The organism is Pseudomonas sp. AC112 (assembly GCF_979253545.1).
This window is the reverse complement of sequence record NZ_CEEDCM010000001.1, coordinates 1,910,677-1,929,905: the sequence shown is the minus strand read 5'-3', so window position 1 is coordinate 1,929,905 and position 19,229 is coordinate 1,910,677. Positions and strand designations below refer to the sequence as shown.

Genomic DNA, 19,229 nt, shown 5'->3' with positions numbered 1-19,229 from the left:
GAATCTACGGGAGAAAAACCTATGCAAGCAATTCGTAACCTGAGCCTGGCCCTGACAGTACTGTTCGTCGCCGGCTGCTCCAGCTTCACCAGTGAAAACAGCCCGAACCTGCCGCGCAATGCGCAGTGGGGCATCGTGCCGATGATCAACTACTCCCAGACTCCGCAAGCCGGTGAACGCAGCGAGCAGATCCTGCTCAGCGTGCTCAGCAGCCACGGCCTGCAACCGCGGGTTTACCCCACCAGCACCCAGGGCGAACAGGCGCTGATGGATGACAACGAGCGCTTGACCGGTGCCCTGGAATGGGCGCGTGAGCAAAAGCTCGATTACGTCGTTGCCGGCAGCGTGGAAGAGTGGCAGTACAAGAACGGCCTGGACGGCGAGCCAGCGGTCGGCATCAGCCTGCGCGTTCTGGAAGCCAGCAGCGGTCGTGTGCTCTGGAGCAAAAGTGGCGCACGCGCCGGCTGGTCCCGTGAAAGCCTGGCGGGCAATGCTCAGACGGTAATCGACAAACTTGTTGGCGCCCTTCGGTTCGAGTGAACGCAATGAATTCTCCACACATGGATTACAGCCTGGCGCCTCGCGCCAGCGGGCCGGTGTCTTGGCTGGAAACACTGCTGGTGACGGGCTTGGCGATTGGCCTTGGCTTCTGGCTGACTCCCGAGGACCCGTTGCAGATGCACGGTGGTTTCCCCTGGCCGATTCTGGCGCCGCTGCTGTTGGGTGTGCGTTACGGTTTTGTGCGCGGCCTGTTCAGCGCGGGGCTGCTCGTTGCGGCGCTGTTTGCGCTGCGTTACAGCGGTCATGAAGGGTATACCCAGCTTGAGCCGTCGTTCATCGTCGGTGTGTTGGTCTGCGGGATGCTGGTGGGTGAGGTGCGCGACCTGTGGGTGCGCCGCCTGGAGCGTCTGCAGATGGCCAATGAATACCGTCAGTACCGTCTCGACGAATTTACCCGTGCCCACCAGATCCTGCGGGTTTCCCACGACCTGCTTGAGCAACGTGTGGCCGGCAGTGACCAGAGCCTGCGCAGTTCGCTGCTGGGCCTGCGCGAAAAACTGCGTGGCATGCCAGTTGAAGGCGATGCATTGAGCGAATTGGCAGAGCCGATTGTGGCGATGCTCGGACAGTACGGCGCATTGCGTGTGGCGGGGCTGTACCGCGTCGACGACAGCGAGAAAAACGTATTGCCGCAAGCCCTGGCGATGATCGGTGTGATGGGCCCCCTGGGTACCGACGACGGTTTGATCAAGCTGTGCCTGGAGCGCGGTGAACTGGTCAGCGTACGCCAGGAGCTGATCGACTCGGGTAACTCCGCGCAGTTCTCATCGCTGCAGGCGTGCATCCCGTTGATCGACGCCGAAGGTCGGTTGCTGGCGATCCTGGCGGTTCGGCAGATGCCGTTCTTCGCGTTCCAGGATCGTACGCTGAGCCTCTTGTCGCTGCTGGCTGGCCACATCGCCGACCTGTTGCGCCGCGACCCGCACGTACTGCAATTGCCCGACGCCGATTCCCAGCAGTTCACCTTGCAACTCAAGCGTTCGCTGGTGGATGTCGAGCAACACACCTTGCCGGCTGGTCTGTTTGCGTTCGAGATGACGCGCGCCAACGAGGAACTGTCGCGTCTGATGGAGCGCAGCCAGCGTGGTCTGGACCTGCACCTGGCGGTGCGCAACAACCGCGAACATCGTCTGCTGCTGGTGCTCTTGCCGCTGACAAGCCCGGAAGGTACCGAAGGCTACCTGGCGCGGATTGGCATGCTGTTGCACGAGCACTTTGGTATCGATACCGACTTGGACAGCTTGGGTGTGCGGGTCATGCCTTTCAACCTGGAGCCTGGCTGTGATCGCAACGGGCTGCGTAACTTCCTCTACAACGAGTGTGGCCTGAATGATCAGCAAGTGGCTGTTTAGCGGGGCCTTGGTGTTAGAGGCGGGCAGTTGGGGCAGTTTGTGGCTTGATGCGCCGGTGTCTCATCAATTGCTGGTGTTCATCTTCAGCCACGCCCTGGCCTGCCTGATGCTGTGTGGCGCCGTGTGGCTGTTACTGCCGGCGCGCTACCGCGCCCCCTTGCCTTGGAGCCCGATTTTTATTTTCAGCCTGGCTTTCTTCGTGCCGGTCATCGGCGCGTTGGGTGTGGTTGCATCGATCTTTCCTGCGCTTTATCTGCCTCGCAAACGTGACCGTCAGGCCTGGCAATCCGTGGGCATCCCAGGTTTGCCATTTCGTGCGCAAGCCCAGACGCGCTCGCCGATTTTCGCGGATGGCGGACTGCAGGACGTACTGCGTCATGCGCCCGACCCGGACCAGCGCCTCGCCGCATTGCTGGCGACCCGCCGCATGCCCGGCAAGGACGCCGTGCCAATCCTCAAATTAGCCTTGGGCGACCCGAGCGATGACGTGCGCCTGCTGGCGTATTCGATGCTCGACAAGCAAGAAAGCGACATCAACCTGCACATCCAGATGGCCCTTGAGCAGTTGGCTGGCGTCAGCCCGCGCACCGCGGGCCCGGTACATGGCATGTTGGCGCGTTGGTACTGGGAACTGGCCTATCTCGGCCTGGCCCAGGGCAGCGTACTCGAACACGTACTCAGCCAGGCCAGTGAGCACGCCGAGCAGGGTTTGGCGGCAGGCGAGGGTGGCGAACTGTTGCTGCTGGCGGGTCGTATTGCCTTGGAACGCGGCGAGAACGAACGCGCCGAAGTGCTGTTGCACGAGGCCGAGAAGAACGGCCTTGGCGCGGCTCAGTTGCTGCCGTTCCATGCTGAATTGGCGTTTGAGGCCGGTCGTTATCATGAAATCCCCGGGTTGCTCGCCAGCCTTCCTGAAGAAACCCGCCAGCGGCCACCGTTCGCTGAGCTGGTGAGGAGCTGGAATGAATCATAAGCAAACGCCACCGACTGCCGATATCTGCCTGTTGCTGGAAGGGACCTGGCCATACGTGCGTGGCGGCGTGTCGAGCTGGATTCACCAGATGATCCTGGGCCTGCCGGAGCTGACGTTCTCGGTGATGTTCATTGGCGGCCAGCGTTCAGCCTACGCCTCGCGACGCTATGAGATACCGGCCAACGTGGTGCACATCGAAGAGGTGTTCCTCGAGGATGCGACGCACCCCACCAACACCCGGGGTACGCCGCGCGAAGCCGACCCGCAGCAACTCGCCGACCTGTATCGCTTTTTGCACCACCCGGACCAGCCGGAACGCGAGCTCGGCGAGCGCTTGCTCAGTTGCATCGCCGACGGGCATATGACCCTCGATGATGTACTGCGCAGCCGCGCCAGCTGGGAGACCCTCAGCGAAGGCTATCGCCAGCATTGCGCCGACCCCTCGTTCGTCAACTATTTCTGGACCCTGCGTTCGTTGCAGTCACCGCTGCTGATGCTCGCTGAAGCCTCGCGCAAGATGCCGCCGGCGCGGGTGCTGCACTCGATCTCCACCGGTTACGCCGGACTGCTGGGCTGCATCCTCAAGCACCGCTGGAAGTGCACCTACCTGTTGAGTGAGCACGGCATCTACACCAAAGAGCGCAAGATCGATCTGGCCCAGGCCACGTGGATCGCCGAAAGCTCCGGGCAGGCGCTCAACCGCAGCCTCGACGGTGGTTCGGGCTATATCCGCACCCTGTGGGTGCGCTACTTCGAGCGGATCGGCCAATTGGCCTACAACAGTGCCGATAACATCATTGCCTTGTATGACGGTAACCGTCAGCGCCAGATCAAGGACGGTGCCGACCCGCGCCGTACGCAACTGATCGCCAACGGCATCGACTTGTCGCAATGGGCCAGCGCCATGGAAACCCGCGAGCCGGGCATTGCCCCCGTGGTCGGGTTGATCGGGCGGGTGGTGCCGATCAAGGACGTGAAAACCTTTTTGCGCGCCATGCGTGGCGTGATCAGCGCCATGCCGAACGCCGAAGGCTGGATTGTCGGCCCGGAAGAAGAAGATCCGGAATACGTCAGCGAGTGCCGCAGCTTGATGGCAAGCCTGGGGCTTGAGGGTAAGGTGCACTTCCTCGGCTTCCAACGCATCCAGGACATTCTGCCCAAGCTTGGCCTGATGGTGCTGACGTCGATCAGCGAGGCACAACCCTTGGTGATCCTCGAAGCCTGGGCCGCCGGCACCCCAGTGATCAGCAGCGACGTCGGCTCGTGCCGCGAATTGATCGAAGGCGGCAGCGCCGAAGACCGTGACCTTGGCCACGCTGGCAAGGTGGTGGCGATCGCCGACCCACAGGCCACCTCCGCCGCCATCCTCGAGCTGCTGCGCAGCCCCGAGCGCTGGAAGGCGGCACAAGCCAGCGGCTTGCTGCGGGTCAACCGTTACTACACCGAAGCCTTGATGCTGCAGCGCTACCGCGACCTGTACCAGGCAGCCATGGAGAACAGTTAAATGGCCGGTATTGGCTTCGAACTGCGCAAGATCCTCTCGCGCGACTCATACACCGCCACCCTGCACGCCTACGTGTACGCCGGGTTGATCAGCTCCGGCCCCTGGGTGCTGTCGATCATCAGCGTGATGCTGGTGGGGATCATCAGCCTGGGCCTGTTGTTGCCTAACTCGCTGGTGGGACAATTCCTGGTCACGGTGACGTACCTGATGGCCAGCTCGTTGATCCTGACGGGCGGCCTGCAGCTGTTCTTCACCCGCTTTGTGTCCGACCAGTTGTTCGAGCACAACTATGAACAGATCCTGCCCAACCTGCTGGGCATCCTGTTGATGGTGACTGTGGGGGCAGGGGTGCTGGGTGTCATCGTGCTGGCGCTGCTGTTCGATCAGCCGCTGATCTACCGCGTACTGGTGCTGTCGAACTTCGTGGTGCTGTGCAACCTGTGGCTGGTGATCATCTTCCTCTCGGGGATGAAGAAATATAACCGCATCCTCCTAGTGATGGTGGTGGGCTACTCGCTGATGGTCGCGAGCGCCTACCTGCTGAGCTTCCTGAAAATGCCAGGCCTGTTGCTGGCCTTGTTGATCGGGCACGGCAGCCTGCTGTTCCTGTACCTCTACGACATCCTGCGCGAGTATCGCGCCGAGAAGATGATTGCCTTCGACTTCCTCAATCGTCGCAACGTCTTCCTCAGCCTGCTGGTCACCGGGTTTTTCTATAACTTCGGCATCTGGGTCGACAAGATCCTGTTCTGGTTCAACCCAGGCACCTCCAACGCCGTGATCGGCCCGCTGCGTGCGTCGATCCTGTACGACATGCCCATCTTTATTGCCTACCTGGCGATCATCCCTGGCATGGCCGTGTTCCTGGTGCGCATCGAGACCGATTTTGCCGAGTGGTACGACCGCTTGTTCCGCGCCATCCGCGACGGCGAAACCTTGCAGCACATCGGTTCGCTGAAAACCGAAATGACCCTGTCCATTCGCCAGGGCCTGCTGGAAATCTGCAAAGTCCAGGGTCTCACAGTGGTGCTACTGTTTCTCTTTGCACCGCGCCTGCTGGAGTGGATCGGCATCTCCAGCTACTACCTGCCGCTGTTCTACATCGACCTGATCGGCGTGAGCATCCAGGTCGTGTTCATGGCGCTGCTCAACGTGTTCTTCTACCTCGACAAACGCCGCGTAGTCCTGGAACTGTGCGTACTGTTTGCCGTACTCAACGCAGCCCTGACACTGCTCAGCATGCACCTGGGCCCGAGCTTCTTCGGCTACGGGTTTACGCTGTCGTTGCTGGTGTGCGTGTTGCTGGGGCTGGTGCGTTTGTCGTCGGCGCTGGAAGATCTGGAGTATGAGACGTTTATGTTGGCGCGTTGATTGGGTTTCAGGTGGTGTGAAAAAGGCACTTGGCGTTCGCGGCGAGTGCCTTTTTTGTTGGGGGGCCGCTGGGTCGGTTTGGCTCAGCTGGCGCTTGCAGCAGGCGCGGGGGTTATCTGTTCGATGAGCCAGACGCCCAGATCAGATATTGAGTAAGTCACAGGCGCGTTCGTGGCAGAGAACTCTACATCGACCTCAAGAGCGTTGTTGCTGATGAACGAGTCGTTGAGCAGTCCCTTGGAAATGAGATCTGACACACAAGAGGCAATCAGCATGGGGTCCAGATGGCTCGGCAGAAGGTCTTCAATTGCACTTGTGGCGAGTGATAGTTTCCCTCCCACAGAAAACATACCTTTACCGGGTTGTTCGATGTGAAGTTTGTTTGCTTCTGAAAGTACCAGGAAATGAACATCTTCCAGGTCGCGCACCAGACGCAAGGTTTGAGAGGTCGCGTCCCAGTTACTGGTTTTCTGGTGCCAGAGATTGGCCAGAATCGAGGCGAAAACCCGGACTTTCTCCTCGCTCCGTGACTCATTGATCGCGTTGAGTGAGATCCGTAACGCGGGGATGAGGTCTGGTGAATCCGAGGGTGTGGTGCCTAGCGAATATTTTTCGAGCTCGGCAATGAGCAGGCGGATTTGCCGGAGCTCGAAGTCCATTGCCTTTTTTGACAGGTAACGGTCAACAATCCCGAGTCCACTCGCATTAAGAATCAGGAACAGTGGCGCCCATAGTGGGTGTTCATTCTCGTAAATCTGACCCAGTTTTTCACGTAGGTTTGCGTTATCCAGCGTGGATACGTCCATGCTTTTCCCCCTTTGATTGAATCGTGCCTTTGTAGGCGACACTGGCGTTTGTAGTTCTTGCAGGGTTTTGAGGATGGCGTTGTGCACGAGCGTTGCCGGGTTGGCCAGCGTGTCGCTCCACAGCTCGACGTAAATGACTAGAGCGCCAGCTGCTTCCAGGGCGGGAATCAGGTCGTTTCTCAGAAATGTCGTTTTACCCGTACGACGCAGGCCGGACAGAAACAGGCCTGAGCGCAATCCTTCATCGAGTACGCCTGGATTAAGAAGCTGGTTTGCCATCGATTCAGCCAATTCAGGGCGCTGAAGTATGCTGCTCATGCAATTATCCCTTTTTATGGGATACACCATAATTATTGCCAGTTCATAATTCAGCATAAAGGCTGAAAGGTGAAGCTTTGAGGCTGAAGTGGTGTTTTTTAAGGGGGGGAGGGATTGGTTGAAGAGAGGGGCGGGGTGTGATTCAGCTATGAATACCCCAGAAACAACAAAGCCCTCACATTTCTGTGAGGGCTTCGTCTTATATGGTGCCGGCACCAGGAGTCGAACCCGGGACCTACTGATTACAAGTCAGTTGCTCTACCAACTGAGCTATACCGGCATGTTAGGGCGACGATTATAGCGATTGGCAAGGTTCTGTAAACCCCTGAATTCTGACTATTTTTGCAGAACCCACGCTTTTTTCACGCTCGCCCCTTTTTTCGGCTAGCAAGTGTAGGATTCTTCCCTTGTCGCTGAAGGGCCTACCCCGGCGCAATCTTATCCAAACCAAAGGAAGCCCCACATGAAACGGACTCTCTCTCTGTCCCTCATCCTTCTCACCGCCGCACTCGGCGCGTGTTCCTCCAATAAGCCAGCCAACGATCCCGCGCTGGTGGGCACCTGGAAGGGCCTGCGCACCGAGACCGGGAAGTGCCAGTTCCTGTCGTGGACCAATAACCTCAAGCCGGACGGTCGCTTTGTGATCACCTTCTACCGCGATGCGCAGCAGACCCAGGTGATTCAGACCGAGCAGGGTTCGTGGTCGGCGGCCAATGGCAAGAATGAATTGCGCACCGACGGCGTGCGTTCGCCGGATGTGTACACCTATAAGCTGCTGGATGCAGACACGGTGCATTACGTGAGCGTGGCATCGGCCCCGTCCAGCGATTGCCAGGATGATTACGCGTTCACCGAGCGACGCGTGCGCTAATCCGTCAAACGCCGTTCCAAAACCGGGCGCTCGGGCGCCCGGTTGGCGCAATCCTCAACTGCCTTCTGCGCAGTTGTCCGCAAACTTCTTGTAGTCCAGTACCTGCTTTTGCCCGTGGGAATCCAAGTAGGTCATCCGCGCGTTGACGATCCCGCATGAATTTCCCGTGTCTTCGACGGTGGCCAGTACACGCTGGATATCCGGCTTGGGCTGCGCGTCGGCGTGGGCATTAACGGCAAGTGCCAGCAGGCTGACGGCGATCAAGGTGTTCCAGTTCATGATGAGTATCCTCCGGGTTCAACAAGTGGGTGTGGGCTAATTGAGCACCCTGGAGGTATCTGTTCTGTGTCGTGCGGCGCGGGTTTTGCTTCGTTGTGTAGCGAGGCGGTGACTGCACACACAGCGATACACGGGCCGTGGCCTTGCGGCGGATTTTGAATCGACCGCTCAGCGGTAATTACCTTGAAAGCAGATACGGTTTACGTATTCTGTCGCGCGATATAAACCGTCAGGTTTATCGCGGATCGTTGTAGTCAAATTTTTGATTGACTGCGCTGCGATCGAATTTTTGTTGGAACATATGTCAGATTTGTGTCGTTTCTGTCCAGCCAGACAATGTTTTTCGTGAAAAAATAACGTATGTCTATGTTCTTACAGGGAATGGATTTTTTCTTGAGTAAGCGTCATGAAAATGGCGTCATGCCGTTCGTCGGATTGCTTTGGGCTTTGAATATCAAAATACTGACACCACTAATGTGGTATCACAGAATGCGCCCGACTTCACATAACTAGAAAAGTTCAAGGTCAGCAGAGCGCTGGCCTTTTTATCGCCTTTAAAGCGCAAATCAGGGTGGGGGAGGGGCAGAACGTGAGTCGAGCAGATGACATATCAAGACTATTCAACAAGCTGGGCGTCAGCCCCAGCGGCTACCGGGAGATCGACTTCGTCCACGAGTACATCGAGGACGCAATAGAGGTCCTGGAAACGCCTGCCGTTACTGTCGACTTGCCTGTGCTCGTTCCAACGCCTACCCGGCCTGTGGTTGCCACTGTCATTGACGAAGCCCCGTCGGCGCCGTTGTTGCGCTTGCTGGAAGAGCTGAACCACGGTGAAGCCGACCACCTGCACCCGCCTGAAGTGGTAGAGGGGCCTCAAGGTGAGGTGTACTCGGAGCCGACCACGCCGAAAGTCGTGGTGGTGGTCTCGATCAAAGGCGGCGTCGGTCGCAGCACCCTCACTGCGGCGCTTGCCAGTGGCTTGCAGCGCCAGGGCCGACCGGCGCTGGCCTTGGACCTAGACCCGCAAAATGCCTTGCGTCATCACCTGTGCCTGGGCCTTGATATTCCCGGCATCGGTGCCACCAGCCTGCTGAATGAAGGCTGGGGCAACCTGCCCGAGCGCGGTTTTGCCGGTTGCCGGCTGGTAACGTTCGGCAGTACCGACCATGAGCAGCAAAAGAGTTTGAATCGCTGGTTGGGCCAGGATGCCGAGTGGCTGGGCAAGCGCTTGGGCGGGCTCCAATTGAACGGCCAGGACACGGTGGTCATCGACGTCCCGGCCGGCAACACGCCGTATTTGAGCCAGGCGATGTCGGTTGCCGACGCCGTGCTGGTCGTGGTGCAGCCGGACGTGGCTTCGTTCGGCGCCCTGGCGCAGATGGACGCGATGCTCGCGCCGTACCTGGAGCGTGAAAAACCGCCGCAACGCTTCTACGTGATCAATCAGTTGGACGCTGCCCACCGCTTCAGCCTGGACATGGCCGAGGTGTTCAAGACGCGCCTGGGCAGTGCCTTGCTGGGCACGGTGCATCGTGACCTTTCGTTCAGCGAAGCCCAGGCCTATGGGCGTGACCCCCTCGACCCTACCGTCAACAGTATCGGCTGCCAGGACGTCCTCGCCCTGTGCCGCGCGTTGCTTGAACGCCTCGACTCGGACCTTCCATGAACGACAATACGTCCTCCACGCCCTTCGTCGAGGGGCGCGTTGAACGGCGCCTGAACGGCGCCATCGCGCGCTTCAATCGCTGGCCTGCAGTGCTGCGAACGCTGCTGGTGGTGGGCAGTTGCGTGCTCGGTGGCTTGCTGCTGCTGGCCATTATCTGCGCGCCACTGGACCTCGTGACTCAATGCCTGTTTGCCGCCGTGTGCTTCCTGGCGGTGCTGGTACTGCGCAAGATTCCGGGGCGCCTGGCGATCCTCGCGCTGGTGGTGCTGTCGCTGGTGGCGTCGTTGCGCTACATGTTCTGGCGCCTCACCTCCACCCTTGGCTTTGAAACCTGGGTCGACATGTTCTTCGGCTACGGCCTGGTCGCGGCCGAGTTCTACGCCATGATCGTGCTGATCTTCGGCTACGTGCAGACCGCCTGGCCGCTGCGCCGCACGCCGGTGTGGTTGAAGACCGAGCCAGAAGAATGGCCAACGGTCGATGTGTTCATCCCCACCTATAACGAAGCCCTGAGCATCGTTAAGCTGACCATCTTCGCCGCACAGGCGATGGACTGGCCCAAGGACAAGCTGCGCGTCCACGTGCTGGACGACGGCCGCCGTGATGACTTTCGCGACTTCTGCCGCAAGATCGGCGTGAACTACATTCGCCGCGACAACAACGTCCACGCCAAGGCCGGTAACCTCAACGAAGCGTTGAAGGTCACCGATGGCGAATACATCGCCCTGTTCGACGCCGACCACGTGCCGACGCGCTCCTTCCTGCAAGTGAGCCTGGGCTGGTTCCTCAAAGATCCGAAGCTGGCGATGTTGCAAACGCCGCACTTCTTCTTCTCGCCGGACCCGTTCGAAAAGAACCTCGACACCTTCCGTGCCGTGCCCAACGAAGGCGAGCTGTTCTACGGCCTGGTGCAGGACGGCAACGACCTGTGGAATGCCACCTTCTTTTGCGGCTCCTGCGCAGTGATTCGCCGTGAGCCGCTGCTGGAAATCGGCGGCGTAGCCATCGAAACCGTGACTGAAGACGCCCACACCGCGCTCAAGCTCAACCGCCTGGGCTACAACACCGCTTACCTGGCGATCCCGCAAGCTGCGGGCCTGGCCACCGAAAGCCTGTCGCGCCACATCAACCAGCGGATTCGCTGGGCACGGGGCATGGCGCAGATTTTTCGCACCGACAACCCGCTGCTGGGCAAAGGCCTCAAGTGGGGCCAGCGCATTTGCTACGCCAACGCCATGCTTCACTTTTTCTATGGTTTGCCGCGCTTGGTGTTCCTCACCGCGCCGCTGGCCTACCTGGTGTTCGGCGCCGAGATTTTCCACGCGTCGGCGTTGATGATCGTCGCCTACGTGCTGCCGCACTTGGTGCACTCCAGTCTGACCAACTCGCGGATCCAGGGGCGTTTTCGCCACTCGTTCTGGAACGAGGTGTACGAGACCGTACTCGCCTGGTACATCCTGCCGCCGGTGCTGGTGGCGCTGGTCAATCCCAAGGCTGGTGGCTTCAACGTCACCGACAAGGGCGGCATCATCGACAAGCAATTCTTCGACTGGAAGCTGGCGCGCCCGTACCTGGTGCTGTTGCTGGTGAACCTGGTCGGTATCGGTTTCGGCGTGCACCAGTTGATCTGGGGCGATGAGTCCACCGCCGTGACCGTGGTGATCAACCTGACCTGGACCCTCTATAACCTGATCATCACCAGCGCCGCCGTGGCCGTGGCGTCCGAGACACGCCAGGTGCGTTCCGAGCCGCGCGTGAGTGCGAAACTGCCGGTCAGCGTAATCTGCGCCGATGGCCGGGTACTCGCCGGTATCACCCAGGACTTCTCCCAGAACGGCTTTGGCCTGATCCTCAATGATGGCCACTCCATCGGCCAGGGCGAACGGGTGCAATTGGTGCTGTCGCGAAATGGCCAGGACAGTCTGTTCCAGGCGCGGGTCGCGTTCAGTAAAGGTTCGCAGATCGGGGCGCAATTTGAATCGCTGTCGCTGCGCGAGCAAAGCGAGCTGGTACGCCTGACGTTTTCCCGTGCCGACACCTGGGCCGCGAGTTGGGGCGCCGGCCAGCCCGACACGCCGCTGGCGGCCCTGCGTGAAGTCGGTGGTATTGGCATTGGCGGCCTGTTCACCCTGTGCCGCGCCACGCTGCATGAATTGCGAATGGCCCTGCGCCGCACCCCCTCACAACCGCTCGACACGTTGATGGACAAGCCATGACTTCCACTTTGTTTTTTGCGCGTACGCGCATGCGCGCGGCACTCACGTTGATGATTGCCTCGCTGCTGGGCCTGAGCTCGCTGGTACAGGCTGCCGAAAGCGGTTACAGCCTGACGCTCAAGCAGTTGGGCCGTCGCGACACCATGAACCTGCAGGGTGTGGAGTCGTCCGACAGCGTCAACTTCGACATCCGCGCCGACCAGGTGGTAACCGGCGCGCAAGTGCTGCTCAACTACAGCTACTCGCCGGCGTTGCTGGCAGACCTGTCGCAGATCAACGTGCTGGTCAACGATGAAGTGGCGGCCAGTATCCCGCTGACCAAAGAGGGCGCGGGCACTGCGCAACAGACGCTGGTGCAGATCCCACCGCACCTGATCACCGAGTTCAACCGCCTGCGCGTGCAGTTCATCGGTCACTACAGCATGTCCTGCGAAGACCCGTTGCATAGCAGCCTGTGGGCAAAAATCAGCAACAGCAGCGAGCTGAAACTGCAGGTGTCGCAGATCCAATTGAAGAACGACCTGTCGGTGTTGCCGCTGCCGTTTTTCGACAAACGCGATGCGCGCCAGCTCAGTCTGCCATTCGTGTTTGCCACCGCGCCGGACAACGCCACGCTGGAAGCGGCGGCCACCTTGTCGTCGTGGTTCGGCGCGCTGGCCAGCTACCGTGGCGCGACGTTCCCCACCACCTACGGCTCGATCCCGGCCAAGGGCAATGCCATTGTGCTGGTGCTGAGCCCGAGTGCGGTCGACGTCAATGGTGTCCAGGTTGCACAGGCCACCGGGCCGACCCTGAACCTCATCGCCAACCCCAGCGACCCGCAGGGCAAACTGCTGATCGTGTCGGGCCGCGACGGTGCCGAGCTCAAGCGTGCCGCCACCGCCGTGGCGCTGGGCAACCCGGTGCTGGCTGGCAGCAGCGTGGTGATCGACAAGCTCGAAAGCCTGGCGCCGCGTCGCCCCTACGATGCGCCGAACTGGGTGCCGAGTGATCGCCCGGTACGCCTCGGTGAACTGGTCGAGCTGAAAAAGCTCAGCGTCGCGGGCTACAACCCGGGCGCCATCAACGTCGACTTCCGCCTGCCGCCCGACTTGTTCAACTGGCGTGAAGAAGGCGTGCCGCTGCACCTCAAATACCGCTACACGCCGCAGCAGGTGTCGACAAACTCGTCGTTGCTGGTGGGTATGGATGACCTGTTCATGAAGTCCATGCCGTTGCCGTCGATCACCAGCCTGGCGGACGGCAAGACCCTGCTGAGCATGCTGCAGACAGACAACACGCTGCCGCGCGAAGCCACTGTGCTGCTGCCGATCAGCTCGGCGTCACCGATGTCCAAGCTGCAACTGCGCTTCATGTACGACTACATAAAAGAAGGCGAATGCCGCGACATCATCGTCGATAACATGCGCGGCACCATCGACCCGGATTCGAGCCTGGACATCAGCGGGTACCAGCACTTCATCGCCATGCCTAACCTGGGTGTGTTCAACGATGCCGGCTTCCCGTTCACGCGCCTGGCGGACCTCTCCGAGTCGGCCGTGGTCTTGCCAGACACCTTCGGCACAGAAGAGCTGAGCGCCTACCTCACCATCCTCGGTCGCTTTGGCGAGTCCACCGGCTACCCGGCCACTGCGGTCAAGGTGGTGCAGGCCAAGGACGTGCAAAGCGTGGCCGACAAAGACTTGCTGGTGATTGCCACCGGTGCTGACCAGCCGTTGTTCAAGCAGTGGCAGCAGTACTTGCCGGCCAACATTGACGGGGCGCAGCAGCACTTCAAATTGTCCGACCTGCCGCGCTACGTGAGCAACTGGGTAAGCCCTGACGACGAGGCCAACAAGCACGCCGCCAACGCCGCGATCAGTCTCAACAGCTTGAGCACCAGCACCTGGTTTGCCGGCTTCGAGTCGCCGCTCAAGACGGGTCGCAGTGTGGTGTTGATTTCCAGCACCAAGCCCGAAGGCCTGCAGGCCGCGACGGCCGTATTGATCGGCGGTGACCAGTTCAAGGACACCATCCAGGGCAGCCTCGCGGTGGTGCAAGGTACGCAGGTCAGTTCACTGGTGGCCGACCAGCAGTATTACGTTGGCAAGCTGGGGCTCTTCAAGCAGGTGCAGTGGCGCCTGTCGCAGAACCTGGGCTGGATGCTGCTGTTCACCTTCCTGGGCCTGGCGATCGTGAGCTCCCTGGTCTACCTGTCCCTGCGGGCACGTGCAAAACGGCGGTTGGCATGATGCGTAAAGCCGGTTGGGTGGCGTTGGGCGTCGCGCTCTTTGCCGGCGCGGCCCAGGCGCAGACGTGCGACGCGCAGTGGCCGTTGTGGCAGAACTACGCGACGCGCTTTGTGCAGGATGACGGGCGGGTGTTGAACTCGTCGCTGAACCCCAGCGAAAGCAATTCCGAAGGCCAGTCCTATGCGATGTTCTTTGCCCTGGTGGGCAACGACCGCGCGCGTTTTGACAAGCTCTGGACCTGGACCAAGGCCAACATGGCCGGCAACGACATCACCCGCAACCTGCCAGGCTGGCTGTGGGGCAAGACCAAGACTGGCGAGTGGGGCGTGATCGACGCCAACTCTGCCAGCGACGCTGACCTGTGGGTGGCCTACGCACTGCTGGAAGCGGCGCGTGTGTGGAATGTGCCGCAGTACCGCGCCGATGCGCAGCGGGTGTTGGCCAATGTCGAAAAGACGTTGATCGTGCGCGTACCGGGCCTGGGCAAGATGCTGTTGCCGGGGCCGGTAGGTTACAGCTACCCCGACGGGTTGTGGCGTTTCAACCCCAGCTACCAAGTGCTGGCGCAGTTGCGACGCTTCCACAAGGAACGTCCCAACGGTGGCTGGAACGACGTGGCCGAGAGCAATGCCAAGATGCTCGCCGACCCCAAGAGCAACCCCCACGGTATCGCCGCCAACTGGGTCGGCTACCGCGCTACCGGCGCGAATGCCGGCGTGTTTGTGGTCGACCCGTATTCCGATGACCTCGGCAGCTACGACGCCATCCGCACTTACCTGTGGGCCGGCATGACCGCCAAGGCTGATCCGCTGGCGGCGCCGATGCTCAAGGCGTTGGCTGGCTTTTCCCGTGCGACGGCGGCGTCTCCCAGTGGCTTTCCGCCGGAGAAGATCCACGTGCTCAGCGGTGCTGCCGAAAACAACAACGGCTTTTCGCCGCTGGGCTTCTCGGCCTCGGCCCTGGTGTTTTTCCAGGCGCGTGGCGAAACGGCCCTGATGCAACTGCAGAAAAACAAGCTGGACGACGTGCTGGGCAAGGCCATGGCCCCGTCAGCGCCCGATAGCGCGCAGCCGGTGTATTACGACTACGTGCTCAGCCTGTTCAGCCAAGGCTTTACCGATCAAAAGTACCGCTTCGAACAGGACGGTACGGTCAAATTATTCTGGGAGGGCGCATGCGCCGTCACACGCTAGCCCTCGCGATAGTGGCTGCCCTGGTGTCCAGCGCCAGCCTCGCCGCGACCACGGACCCCCAAGCCCTGCTGATCGAGCAGGGTTACTACTGGCAGTCGAAGAAAAACCCGGAACGGGCCACCGAGTCCTGGCAGAAGCTGCTGGGCCTGAGCCCGGAGCAGCCGGACGCGCTGTACGGCCTGGGCCTGATCCAGGTGCAAAAGCAGCACCCGGATGAGGCGCAAAAGTACCTGGCCCGCCTGCGCGCGATTTCGCCGCTACCACGCCAGGCGTTGCAGCTTGAGCAGGACATCCTGGTCAACGTACCCGCCAATGCCAAGTTGCTGGAGCAGGCCCGTGAGCTGGGCGAACCGGTCGAAGAGCGCGAACAGGCTGTCGCGCTGTACCGCCAGATTTTCCAGGATCGCCCGCCTCAAGGCTTGATCGCCCGTGAGTATTACAACGCCCTGGCCTTTACCCCCAAGGGCACTGCCGAAGGTATCGCCGGCTTGCAACGGGTGACGCGTGAGCGGCCGGATGACGCGATTGCCGCGTTGTTCCTGGCTCGGCACCTGGCGCGCAACCCCGGCACCCGTGTCGAAGGGATCCGCGCCATGGCGCGCCTGGCGCCCAACAACGAAGTCGGCGGCGCCGCTGACGAAGGCTGGCGCTTTGCGTTGGTCTGGCTCGGCGCACCCAACCGTGACCAAGTGCCGTTGTTCCAGGAATTCCTTGCCAAGCACCCGGACGACAGCGAGATCCGTGAGCTGATGAACAAGGGCATCGCCCAAGGCAAAGGGGACGGTGGCTGGCAGCGTGATCCGAAGCTGGTCAAGGCATTCAAGGCCCTCGACGCGGGCGACCTGAAAACCGCCGAGCCATTGCTGGCGGCGCGCCTGGCGGAAAAATCAAGCGATGTCGATGCCCTCGGCGGTATGGGCGTGTTGCGCCAACAGCAGCAGCGCTTCAGCGAAGCGGAAAATTACCTGGCCCAGGCCACCCGCTTGCCTGGCGGTGCAGCCTGGCAAAAAGCCCTGAATGACGTGCGTTACTGGAGCCTGCTCAAACAGGCCAGGGACGCGCAGAATGCCGGCCGCAGCAGCCAGGCCCGCGACCTTGCCGCGCAGGCCGAGCGCCTGAACCCGAGCCGGGCGGATGCCACCGTGGCCCTCGCTGGTTTCCAGGCCCAGGACAATCAACTCGACGCCTCCGAAGCCAGCTACCGCAAAGTGCTGGCGCGCAACCCAGGCGATGCGGACGCGTTGAATGGCCTGATCGGCGTGCTGTCGCAATCCGGTCGTCCGGAAGAAGCCTTGAAGCTGATCGACTCGGTGTCTGTAGCGGACCGCGCCAAGCTGTCCTCCAACGTAAAAATCAAGGCCCTGCGGGCGACCCAGTTGGGCAAGGTCGCCGATCAGCGTGGCGACTTGAAGGCCGCGCAAACCGCGTACCAGCAGGCGCTCGACGCCGACCCGGAAAACCCCTGGACGCGTTTCGCCCTGGCACGGGTTTACCTGCGCGACGGGCAGATTCGCAATGCCCGCGCCTTGCTTGACGGCCTGCTCAAAAGCCAGCCCAACCAACCGGACGCGCTGTACACCAGTACCTTGCTGTCGGTTGAACTGGACGAGTGGAAAGCCGCCGATGCAACACTGTCGCGCATTCCTGCCGGCCAGCGCACCGCTGATATGAATGAGTTGGCGAGTGACATCGCTCTGCACAAGCAGACCGAAATCGCGATCGAAAGCGCTCGCCGTGGCCAGCGCCCGGAAGCCCTGGCCTTGCTGGGACGCAGCGCGACGCTGGCAGGTAAAAAGCCCGAGCGCCTGGCGGTGTTGGCGTCTGCCTACGTGGACGTTGGCGCGCCGGAAGAGGGCTTGCAGATTATGCAAGGTGTGCTGGACGGCACGCCTGATCCGACTGCCGACCAGAGGCTGCTCTACGCGGGCGTACTGCTCAAGGCCAACCACTACACCGAGGCCGGCGACATCCTGCGCGGCATGCAGGGCCAGCCGCTGAGTGATGCCGGGCGTCAACGCTACGAAGACCTGATCTTCCAATATCGGGTCAAGCAAGCCGATGCGTTGCGCGAGAAGAACGACCTGGTGGCAGCCTACGACATGCTCTCGCCGGCACTGGTGCAGCGGCCCCATGACACCTCGGCCATTGCCGTGCTGGCGCGTATGTATGCCGACGGCGGCGACGGCAAGAAAGCCATGGCGCTTTACGAGCCGCTCGTGCAGCAGAACCCCAATAACGCACGCCTGCAACTGGGCCTGGCCGGTATTGCCTTGAAGGGCGGTAACCGCAGCCAGGCCGAGTCGGCCACCGACAAGGCGCTGCGGCTGGACCCGACCAGTGCCGAGACGCTGACGGCGGCGGGGCAGATCTATCAGGGCCTGGGCCGCAATGCCGAAGCAGCGGAGTTGTTGCGTCGCGCCCTGGCGATTGAAAACACCCAGCGGACCCAGGCGCGTTCGGCCCTGGCGGACGCGCAAGGCGTGGCGTACAACCCATTTGTCGGCCTGCCGGGTCAGCGCCGCCAAATCACCGACCTGGCCGTTGACCGTGGCGCGGTGCCTCCGCCGATCGACGCGCCGGCCAACGTCATGCCCGCGCCGGTATCGGCGCCTGGAAATACGGTAACCGCCGCCGGCTTTGCCCCTTCGAACAAACTGAGCGACCCGTTCGTGCCGCCTACGCGCATCGCCGCGTTGGACAACCCGACCCTGAGCCCGGCGCGCCGTGCCCTCGACGGTCTGCTGCGTGATCGTAGCCCGTACCTGGTGCAAGGCTTGAGCGTGCGCAGCAATAACGGTGAAAGTGGCTTGAGCAAAATCACCGATGTGGAAACGCCCTTCGAGGCGCGTATGCCGGTGGGTGACTACAACGTGGCGTTGCGTGCGACGCCGGTGAGTTTGAGTTCCGGGACGGTCAAGGCCATCTCTGCGGCGCGCTTTGGCGCTGGTGCAGGTGAAGATGGTGCCAAGAGAGAAAACGGTGTCGGCCTGGCGGTCGCGGTCGAAGACCCGGCGCAAGGCGTCAAGGCCGACATCGGCGTCAGCCCGGTGGGCTTCACCTACAACACCGTGGTCGGTGGCGTGAGTGTGAATCGACCGTTCACCGAAGGCGGCAACCTGCGTTATGGCGTGAATGTTTCGCGGCGGCCGGTCACTGACAGCGTGACCTCTTTTGCTGGTTCGAAAGCACGGATCACTACCGCCGATGGCGAGGTCATCGAGAAGAAGTGGGGCGGTGTCACTGCCAACGGCGGGCGTGCAGAACTGAGCTACGACAACCAGGAAATGGGTGCCTACGGGTATGCGTCGTTACATCAGTTGCTCGGCAATCACGTCGAAGACAACACGCGCATGGAACTGGGCAGTGGCGTCTACTGGTACCTGCGCAATACGCCAACCGACACCCTCACACTGGGCATCAGCGGCATGGCCATGGGTTTCAAGGACAACCAGGGTAACTACACCTACGGCAATGGCGGCTACTTCAGCCCGCAGCGCTTCTTCTCCCTGGCTGTTCCAGTGCGTTGGGCGCAGAGTTTCGATCGCTTCAGCTACGAGTTGAAAAGCTCGGTGGGCGTGCAGCATATCGCGCAAGATGGCGCCGATTATTTCCCGACGGAAAAAGACCTGCAGGAAGCGTTTGAAAACCCGAAATACAAAAGCAGCAGCAAGACCGGCATCGGCTACAGCCTCAACGCAGCCGCCGAATACCGTCTTACCTCACGCTTCTACCTGGGTGGCGAAGTCGGCGTCGACAACGCCCAGGATTATCGCCAGTACGTCGGCAACGCCTACCTGCGCTACCTGTTTGAAGACCTGAGCGGGCCTATGCCCTTGCCGGTCAGCCCGTACCGTTCCCCTTATTCGAATTGATTGATAGGAGTCATCC

At 61.2% G+C, this 19,229-nt stretch carries 13 protein-coding genes and 1 tRNA gene; 11 read left to right on the top strand and 3 right to left on the bottom strand.

The annotated features are described in order from the left end of the window. Nucleotides 1–21 precede the first annotated feature (21 nt). The 5 genes from AC0IYN_RS09010 to pelG are packed head-to-tail and all read left to right on the top strand — an operon-like array spanning nt 22 to nt 5,761. Nucleotides 22–540: a hypothetical protein gene (locus AC0IYN_RS09010; protein ID WP_025858572.1), complete on the top strand. Its 519-nt coding sequence runs from the start codon at nt 22–24 to the stop codon at nt 538–540. A gap of 5 nt (nt 541–545) precedes the next feature. Then, nucleotides 546–1,913 carry a PelD GGDEF domain-containing protein gene (locus tag AC0IYN_RS09005; RefSeq protein WP_250883755.1) on the top strand — a complete coding sequence of 456 codons (1,368 nt, stop codon included), beginning with the start codon at nt 546–548 and terminating at the stop codon, nt 1,911–1,913. Further along, nucleotides 1,891–2,886, top strand: a complete 996-nt coding sequence (locus tag AC0IYN_RS09000; protein WP_078046424.1) for a HEAT repeat domain-containing protein — start codon at nt 1,891–1,893, stop codon at nt 2,884–2,886. The genes AC0IYN_RS09005 and AC0IYN_RS09000 overlap by 23 nt, the downstream gene beginning before the upstream one ends. Beyond that, a complete protein-coding gene (pelF, locus tag AC0IYN_RS08995) occupies nt 2,876–4,390 on the top strand; it encodes a GT4 family glycosyltransferase PelF (RefSeq protein WP_025858569.1) in 1,515 nt (504 codons plus the stop codon). The genes AC0IYN_RS09000 and pelF overlap by 11 nt, the downstream gene beginning before the upstream one ends. Next, entirely contained in the window at nt 4,391–5,761 is a 1,371-nt protein-coding gene (gene pelG / locus AC0IYN_RS08990; protein ID WP_471841123.1) for an exopolysaccharide Pel transporter PelG, read from the top strand. It abuts the gene before it with no gap. Nucleotides 5,762–5,844: 83 nt separating this feature from the next. Here the strand turns inward: pelG and AC0IYN_RS08985 are convergent, their stop codons facing one another. Together AC0IYN_RS08985 and AC0IYN_RS08980 are read right to left on the bottom strand one after the other, a co-directional pair. Continuing rightward, on the bottom strand, nt 5,845–6,885 hold the full coding sequence (locus tag AC0IYN_RS08985) for a hypothetical protein (protein WP_471841122.1): 1,041 nt from the start codon (nt 6,883–6,885) through the stop codon (nt 5,845–5,847). 204 nt (nt 6,886–7,089) lie between these two features. Next, nucleotides 7,090–7,165, bottom strand: a tRNA-Thr gene (locus AC0IYN_RS08980). Nucleotides 7,166–7,348: 183 nt separating this feature from the next. Here AC0IYN_RS08980 and AC0IYN_RS08975 point away from each other — a divergent pair. Further along, nucleotides 7,349–7,756: a hypothetical protein gene (locus AC0IYN_RS08975; protein WP_471841121.1), complete on the top strand. Its 408-nt coding sequence runs from the start codon at nt 7,349–7,351 to the stop codon at nt 7,754–7,756. A gap of 54 nt (nt 7,757–7,810) precedes the next feature. Here the strand turns inward: AC0IYN_RS08975 and AC0IYN_RS08970 are convergent, their stop codons facing one another. Continuing rightward, complete coding sequence (locus tag AC0IYN_RS08970; RefSeq protein ID WP_100491712.1) at nt 7,811–8,035, bottom strand: DUF2790 domain-containing protein; 225 nt, start codon at nt 8,033–8,035, stop codon at nt 7,811–7,813. Nucleotides 8,036–8,624: 589 nt separating this feature from the next. Between AC0IYN_RS08970 and bcsQ the strand changes: the two genes are divergently transcribed. Genes bcsQ through AC0IYN_RS08945 form a run of 5 tightly spaced genes read left to right on the top strand, consistent with a single transcriptional unit; the run spans nt 8,625 to nt 19,213 of the window. Next, complete coding sequence (gene bcsQ, locus AC0IYN_RS08965; RefSeq protein WP_471841120.1) at nt 8,625–9,701, top strand: cellulose biosynthesis protein BcsQ; 1,077 nt, start codon at nt 8,625–8,627, stop codon at nt 9,699–9,701. Beyond that, nucleotides 9,698–11,917, top strand: a complete 2,220-nt coding sequence (gene bcsA / locus AC0IYN_RS08960) for a UDP-forming cellulose synthase catalytic subunit (protein WP_406596755.1) — start codon at nt 9,698–9,700, stop codon at nt 11,915–11,917. The genes bcsQ and bcsA overlap by 4 nt, the downstream gene beginning before the upstream one ends. Continuing rightward, entirely contained in the window at nt 11,914–14,148 is a 2,235-nt protein-coding gene (gene bcsB / locus AC0IYN_RS08955) for a cellulose biosynthesis cyclic di-GMP-binding regulatory protein BcsB (RefSeq protein WP_471841119.1), read from the top strand. The genes bcsA and bcsB overlap by 4 nt, the downstream gene beginning before the upstream one ends. After that, on the top strand, nt 14,145–15,341 hold the full coding sequence (bcsZ, locus tag AC0IYN_RS08950; protein WP_471841118.1) for a cellulose synthase complex periplasmic endoglucanase BcsZ: 1,197 nt from the start codon (nt 14,145–14,147) through the stop codon (nt 15,339–15,341). The genes bcsB and bcsZ overlap by 4 nt, the downstream gene beginning before the upstream one ends. Next, nucleotides 15,323–19,213, top strand: a complete 3,891-nt coding sequence (locus tag AC0IYN_RS08945; RefSeq protein ID WP_471841117.1) for a cellulose biosynthesis protein BcsC — start codon at nt 15,323–15,325, stop codon at nt 19,211–19,213. The genes bcsZ and AC0IYN_RS08945 overlap by 19 nt, the downstream gene beginning before the upstream one ends. The last annotated feature ends 16 nt before the right edge of the window (nt 19,214–19,229 follow it).

What these genes read in the sequence shown, in the direction of transcription:
- AC0IYN_RS09010 (WP_025858572.1), top strand. Translation starts at nt 22, where the DNA reads ATGCAAGCAATTCGTAACCTGAGCCTGGCCCTGACAGTACTGTTCGTC.
- AC0IYN_RS09005 (WP_250883755.1), top strand. Translation starts at nt 546, where the DNA reads ATGAATTCTCCACACATGGATTACAGCCTGGCGCCTCGCGCCAGCGGG.
- AC0IYN_RS09000 (WP_078046424.1), top strand. Translation starts at nt 1,891, where the DNA reads ATGATCAGCAAGTGGCTGTTTAGCGGGGCCTTGGTGTTAGAGGCGGGC.
- pelF (WP_025858569.1), top strand. Translation starts at nt 2,876, where the DNA reads ATGAATCATAAGCAAACGCCACCGACTGCCGATATCTGCCTGTTGCTG.
- pelG (WP_471841123.1), top strand. Translation starts at nt 4,391, where the DNA reads ATGGCCGGTATTGGCTTCGAACTGCGCAAGATCCTCTCGCGCGACTCA.
- AC0IYN_RS08985 (WP_471841122.1), bottom strand. Translation starts at nt 6,885, where the DNA reads ATGAGCAGCATACTTCAGCGCCCTGAATTGGCTGAATCGATGGCAAAC.
- AC0IYN_RS08975 (WP_471841121.1), top strand. Translation starts at nt 7,349, where the DNA reads ATGAAACGGACTCTCTCTCTGTCCCTCATCCTTCTCACCGCCGCACTC.
- AC0IYN_RS08970 (WP_100491712.1), bottom strand. Translation starts at nt 8,035, where the DNA reads ATGAACTGGAACACCTTGATCGCCGTCAGCCTGCTGGCACTTGCCGTT.
- bcsA (WP_406596755.1), top strand. Translation starts at nt 9,698, where the DNA reads ATGAACGACAATACGTCCTCCACGCCCTTCGTCGAGGGGCGCGTTGAA.
- bcsB (WP_471841119.1), top strand. Translation starts at nt 11,914, where the DNA reads ATGACTTCCACTTTGTTTTTTGCGCGTACGCGCATGCGCGCGGCACTC.
- bcsZ (WP_471841118.1), top strand. Translation starts at nt 14,145, where the DNA reads ATGATGCGTAAAGCCGGTTGGGTGGCGTTGGGCGTCGCGCTCTTTGCC.
- AC0IYN_RS08945 (WP_471841117.1), top strand. Translation starts at nt 15,323, where the DNA reads ATGCGCCGTCACACGCTAGCCCTCGCGATAGTGGCTGCCCTGGTGTCC.